6 protein-coding genes are annotated in these 5,371 nt (G+C 64.5%); 2 read left to right on the top strand and 4 right to left on the bottom strand.

Annotated elements, in window-relative coordinates; translation table 11 throughout:
• Positions 1-125: 125 nt before the first annotated feature.
• From ACOZK4_RS07895 to ACOZK4_RS07885, 3 genes are read right to left on the bottom strand one after another with little or no spacing between them, the layout of a single operon-like run.
• Positions 126-476, bottom strand: a complete 351-nt coding sequence (locus ACOZK4_RS07895) for a hypothetical protein (protein ID WP_421591410.1) — start codon at positions 474-476, stop codon at positions 126-128.
• Positions 473-892: an ACT domain-containing protein gene (locus tag ACOZK4_RS07890; RefSeq protein WP_421591409.1), complete on the bottom strand. Its 420-nt coding sequence runs from the start codon at positions 890-892 to the stop codon at positions 473-475. Before ACOZK4_RS07890 ends, ACOZK4_RS07895 begins: the two co-directional genes overlap by 4 nt.
• Positions 889-1,800 carry an alpha/beta hydrolase gene (locus tag ACOZK4_RS07885; protein ID WP_421591408.1) on the bottom strand — a complete coding sequence of 304 codons (912 nt, stop codon included), beginning with the start codon at positions 1,798-1,800 and terminating at the stop codon, positions 889-891. The genes ACOZK4_RS07890 and ACOZK4_RS07885 overlap by 4 nt, the downstream gene beginning before the upstream one ends.
• Positions 1,801-1,923: 123 nt before the next feature.
• Between ACOZK4_RS07885 and ACOZK4_RS07880 the strand changes: the two genes are divergently transcribed.
• Positions 1,924-2,832: a LysR family transcriptional regulator gene (locus tag ACOZK4_RS07880; protein ID WP_421591407.1), complete on the top strand. Its 909-nt coding sequence runs from the start codon at positions 1,924-1,926 to the stop codon at positions 2,830-2,832.
• Positions 2,833-2,841: 9 nt separating this feature from the next.
• On the opposite strand, the gene ACOZK4_RS07875 is transcribed toward ACOZK4_RS07880, so the two are convergent.
• Complete coding sequence (locus ACOZK4_RS07875) at positions 2,842-3,903, bottom strand: acyltransferase family protein (protein ID WP_421591406.1); 1,062 nt, start codon at positions 3,901-3,903, stop codon at positions 2,842-2,844.
• A 199-nt stretch (positions 3,904-4,102) separates the two neighbouring features.
• On the opposite strand from ACOZK4_RS07875, the gene ACOZK4_RS07870 reads away from it, so the two are divergent.
• Complete coding sequence (locus tag ACOZK4_RS07870; protein ID WP_421591405.1) at positions 4,103-5,263, top strand: ABC transporter substrate-binding protein; 1,161 nt, start codon at positions 4,103-4,105, stop codon at positions 5,261-5,263.
• Positions 5,264-5,371 lie beyond the last annotated feature (108 nt).

The following is a 5,371-nucleotide window of genomic DNA, read 5'->3' as shown; positions in this document are numbered from 1 at the left end:
CTTGACCCGAGGATCCACGCATCCGCACCGTCCTGCCCGTGGCATGGATCCTCGGGTCAAGCCCGAGGATGACGTTGAGGGTGGGGCGACCTTCTCAGCAAAAACCGCTCGCCACGCTCATTCACTCACTTCTGCGTGCAGTTCACGTCCCCGACGCGGCTCGTCGTCTCGCCCTCGGCCATCACGGTCTCTTCACCGCGCGCCGTGCAATTGCCCTTCTCGCCCACGCCGCTGCGGAACTTCACCATGGGCTGGCCCTCGATCATGATGCTCGGCACGATCTCGTAAAGTTCCGGCGGGCAGTTCACCACGTCGGACAGCCTGAGCGCCGGCGCGCCGCCGATGAAGACGCTTTGGGCACCAGTCAGCGCACAGGCCGGGATCGGCGGCGCCGCATCCTCGGCGACGGATAGGGAGGGCGACGCCGTTGCAAGGCCCAGAGCCAGAACTGCTCCTACAAACCGGAAAAATCTCATCGTCCCTCTCCCTTTTCCCGCGCCGAACGGGACAGTGCGCGAAGGGCATGCAGTGCCCGTTCCGCATCCCGCTCAGGCACGAATATATGGTCGTGATGGTAGGCGGCAACCACGTTGGCGCTGATGCCCTCCCGCGTCAACGCCGCAGCGAAGGCCCCGGTCAGCCCCACCGCCTCCAGCGAGGAATGCACGGTCAGCGTGATCATCCGCATCGGCGGGCTGGCGGAAAGCCCTTCGGCGGCGGCCTCGGGCACGATCAGCGTCAACCCCTCCGCTTCCTGGAAGATGCCGATCGGCTGGCGGAAAAGGTGACTCGCCAGTTCGTCGGCCGGCACGCAGGCATAGACGAAACGACCCTCGGCCAACGCCGGCTCCATCGTCTTCAGCAGTTCGTCGAGGTCGGTGACGCCGCTCATGCGCGCGCCATCCGGCTGACGGCATCGCACAGTGCCGCAAAGCCGGCCTTTGCCCCCTCGCTCATGAAGCGGGCCCGGAGCCAGGCATGGATCATCTGCTTTTCCTCACGATACTCCACCGGCACGCCGGCCAGGATCAGCCGCGCCGCATAGGCCCGCGCATCGTCGCGCAGCGGATCGAAATAGGCCCCGGTGATATAGGCCGGCGGCAGACCGGCAAGCTCTGTCGCCCGCAGCGGGAAGGCGTGGCCCGCGTCGTCCGGTGCCTTGTAAATATCGCGGTAATAGGTGACGTCGGCGGTGGAAAGGCCCGGTGCATCGGCCATCTCCACATAGGAGCCTGAAACCAGATCGCCCCCCAGACTGGGATAGATCAAGGCCTGCCCGGCGATCCCCTTCAAACCCTCGTCGCGTGCCTTCAGCACGATACCGGCCGCCAGATTGCCGCCGGCACTGTCGCCGATGACGACAACCGGCCGGTTTTCCAGGAAAAGCGCAGCCAGCACGGCCCAGCAATCCTCGAAGGCGGCGGGCCAGACATGTTCCGGCGACAGGCGGTAATCGATGGAGACAAGTTCGGCGCCCGCCGCTTCGGACAATTCGGCGCAGATCGCATCGTGGCTATCGAGCGACCCCACGACGAACCCGCCACCATGAATATAGTAGAGCCGCGTCCCCGTCGTGGCAGCGGCCGGCCGGTAGCGCCGCACCGGAATGCGCCCCGCCACCAGCCCATCCTCCTTGACCATACCGGCCGGCGGCGGCGCATCGAAGGCGGCGCACAGGGCATCGTACCAGGCACGCTGCTGCGTGATGTCGGCATCGACAGCATCGGCGGGGTAGAAATCCTCGCAGCGCTTGTGGAAAGCCAGAATGCCTTCCTCGGTCGGCATGGGACGTTCGGTCATGGCGGCTCCTCGTCTTGTCCCGGCAGCATAGCAGCGCCCTTCCCCGCCGCCTGTCCTGCAAACGGCTTTCCCAAGGAATTTTCGGCGCTTGCCTGACCTGCCGCCGGCATATTAACTGCCGCCATGGCATTCACCTTTCGGCAATTGCAATATTTCGTCGCCGTCGCGGAACAGGGCTCCGTGACGCGGGCCGCGCAGAACCTCTCGATCTCGCAATCCTCGATCACCGAGGCGATCAAGGAACTCGAATCGGATCTCGGCGTCGAACTCTTCGAACGCCATCCGCGTGGCCTGACGACGACGCATAACGGCCACCAGTTCCTGCGCCACGCCACGAAAATCCTCGCCAATGTGTCGGATGCCCGCTCCTCATTCTCCGACAGCCGCACGCCGGAAAAGGGCCAGCTCAATCTCGGCGTCACCTCACTCGTCGCCGGCTACGTGCTGTCGGACCTGCTGTCGCGCTACCGCCGCGCCTTTCCCGGCATCGATGTCAGCGCCATCGAGGACAACGGGTCCTATCTCGAACACCTGCTCGTCGGCGGCGAACTGGATGTCGCCGTCATGGTCATCTCGAACCTGCGCGACCGCATGGCGCTTCAGGCGGAGATCATCGAGACCTCGCCCTACCGGCTCTGGCTGCCGATCGGCCATCCACTCGTCTCGGCCGATATCATCTCCGTCAGCGATATCGCCAGGGAGCCCCTGATCATGCTGACGGTCGATGAAATCGAGGAGAACACCGGCAAGCTGCTCTCGGCCCTTGGCGCCCGCCCGCATGTCGCCTTCCGCACGCGCTCCGTGGAAGCCGTGCGCAGTCTGGTCGCGACGGGCGCGGGTATCGCGCTCTTGCCCGATCTCGTCTATCGCCCCTGGTCGCTGGAAGGCGACCGCATCGAAAGCCGCGACGTCTCCGGCGCGCTGCCGGTGGTGCAGATCGGCATGGTCTGGCGCAAGGGGTCCAGCCTGCCGCAGGCGGCGCGGGATTTCGTGGGACTGGCGGAAGCGCTGCGCGGCGGGCGCGGGCGCTGACGATCCGCCTTAGCTAGACGCCGAAGCCTCGATTTTCCCGGCGGGCCTATCGATCAGGCCGCTGCGCAGCCCGCTCTTGCGCCACAGGCCGACCAGCCATTGCCGCGCCGGCACTTCGATCGTCACATGCAGGAACCATGCGGCGAGACCCGCGATGACGAATGTCAGCGGAATGACCAGCGGCTCTGGAAGCAGGCCGCTCAGCGTGTGCCGCGCAAGAAACATCGCCGGCACGTGGAAGAGATAGAGCGAGAAGCTGATCGCGCCGAGAAAACGAAGCGGCGCGGAGGCGAAGATTCTCGCCGAGAGCGGCGCCTGCCAGGCGACGAGCGCGACGATGACGGCTGAGGCAAACGCGCTGTGCACGCCCCAGAAACCGGGATCGACTGCCGGCAGGACGTAACGATAGCTCATGAACACGATCGGCAGCGCAAGCGCCAGCACCCCGATGAGCGGCGACCGGGAAGCCGGCCCCCAGAGCGCATGCAGGCGGCCGGCGACGGCGCCGAACAGGAAATAGGGCAGCTTCGAGGGAAGCAGGATACCCGGCCCCGGCAGGCCGAGCAGGCCATCGATGGCGACGAACGCCATCAGGACGGCGATCAGAGCCGGAAACCGGCGCGGCTGGCCGAGGCAAAGCCAGAGCACGGGGAAAAAGAGATAGAACTGGATTTCCGGCGGCACCGACCAGAAGACGCCGCTCGAGCCGAGCAGCAAGACATGCCGGACAAAATCCTTCATGCCCTGGATCGGCTGGATGTAGTCGAGACCCGGCGCGACGGAGAGGATCATCACGACGACGACGGCGGCGAGATAGACAGGATAGATGCGGGCAAAGCGGCTGACGAGAAAGTCGAGCACGGCGGCGCGCGTCACCGGTTGCCCGCCATAGAGATAGGCCATCAGGAAACCGCTCAGGGCGAAGAACAGACCGACGGCCTCGCTGCCCATGATGGGAAGATGGAGCGCGGCCATGCTGGGAAAGACGAGGCCGATATGCGCCATGACGACCAGCACCGCCGCAAGGCCGCGCAAGCCATCGAGACTGGCAATGTGTTCCGGCCGGCCCATCGTCGCCTGCTCCCTATCGTGTAAAGCGAGAGCTTCCTCCATGGCTGCTTTACAGACGATTAAGGTCGCCCGCTTCATAGAGCATTCGGAATTTCCGATAGCGACATTCTGATTAATGAATTTGCGAAAGCGGCAAAATCGCGGCACCTTTTCAAACGGGAACAATACCGCTCAAAAGCGGCCAAACCGGGAGACTGTCATGAAGCGACTTCTGCATTCCTGCACCGCGCTTACCCTTTCGCTCGCCTTCACCACCGCCGCCATCGCACAGGAGCCTCTGAAGGAGCTGGGCGCCGGCGAAGGCGAAGTGTCCATCGTCGCCTGGGCCGGCTATATCGAGCGCGGCGAGACGGACAAGGCCTATGACTGGGTCACCGATTTCGAGAAGAAGACGAGCTGCAAGGTCACCGTGAAGACCGCCGCGACCTCGGACGAAATGGTCGCGCTGATGAACGAAGGCGGCTTCGACCTCGTCACCGCCTCGGGCGATGCGTCGCTCCGCCTCGTTGCCGGCAAGCGCGTCCAGCCGATCAATACCGACCTCATCCCGAGCTGGAAGACCATCGACGAGCGCTTGCAGAGCGCGCCGTGGCACACGGTCAACGGCGTTCACTACGGCACGCCCTATCTCTGGGGACCGAACGTGCTGATGTACAACACCGAAGCCTTCAAGGGCGAAGCGCCGAAGAGCTGGAAGGTCGTCTTCGAGGAAATGACGCTGCCCGACGGCAAGTCCAACAAGGGCCGCGTGCAGGCCTATGACGGCCCGATCCACATCGCCGATGCCGCCCAGTATCTGATGGCGCACAAGCCGGAACTCGGCATCAAGAACCCCTACGAACTCAACGAAGACCAGTACAAGGCCGCCCTCGATCTCTTGCGCGTCCAGCGCACGCTCGTCGGCCGCTACTGGCACGATGCGATGATCCAGATCGACGACTTCAAGAACGAAGGCGTCGTCGCCTCGGGCTCCTGGCCGTTCCAGGTCAACCTGATGCAGGCCGAAAAGCAGCCGATCGCCTCGACCTTCCCGGAAGAGGGCGTCACCGGCTGGTCGGATACGACCATGCTGCACGCGGAAAGCCAGCATCCGAACTGCGCCTATATGTGGATGGAACACTCGCTGTCCGCCAAGGTGCAGGGCGATGCCGCCGCTTGGTTCGGCGCGGTTCCCTCGGTTCCGGCCGCCTGCAAGGGCAATGCGCTGCTGACCGACGGCGGTTGCGCGACCAACGGCTTCGACAATTTCGACAAAATCGCCTTCTGGCGCACGCCGGTTTCGAAGTGCGAAAGCCAGGGCGAATGCGTGCCCTATCACCGCTGGGTCTCCGACTATATCGGCGTGATCGGCGGCCGCTAACGCAATCGGCACGGCATACTCCCTCTAATCTCCCCCCTTGTGGGGGAGATGTCGCCGAAGGTGACAGAGGGGGGTGGCCGCGAAGCGGCAATATTTAACGTTGCGGGC

Source organism: Shinella sp. M27 (assembly GCF_049199905.1).
Lineage (GTDB): Bacteria > Pseudomonadota > Alphaproteobacteria > Rhizobiales > Rhizobiaceae > Shinella.
Note: the sequence above shows the minus strand (reverse complement) of the source record. Positions and strands in the feature narration are given on the sequence as shown.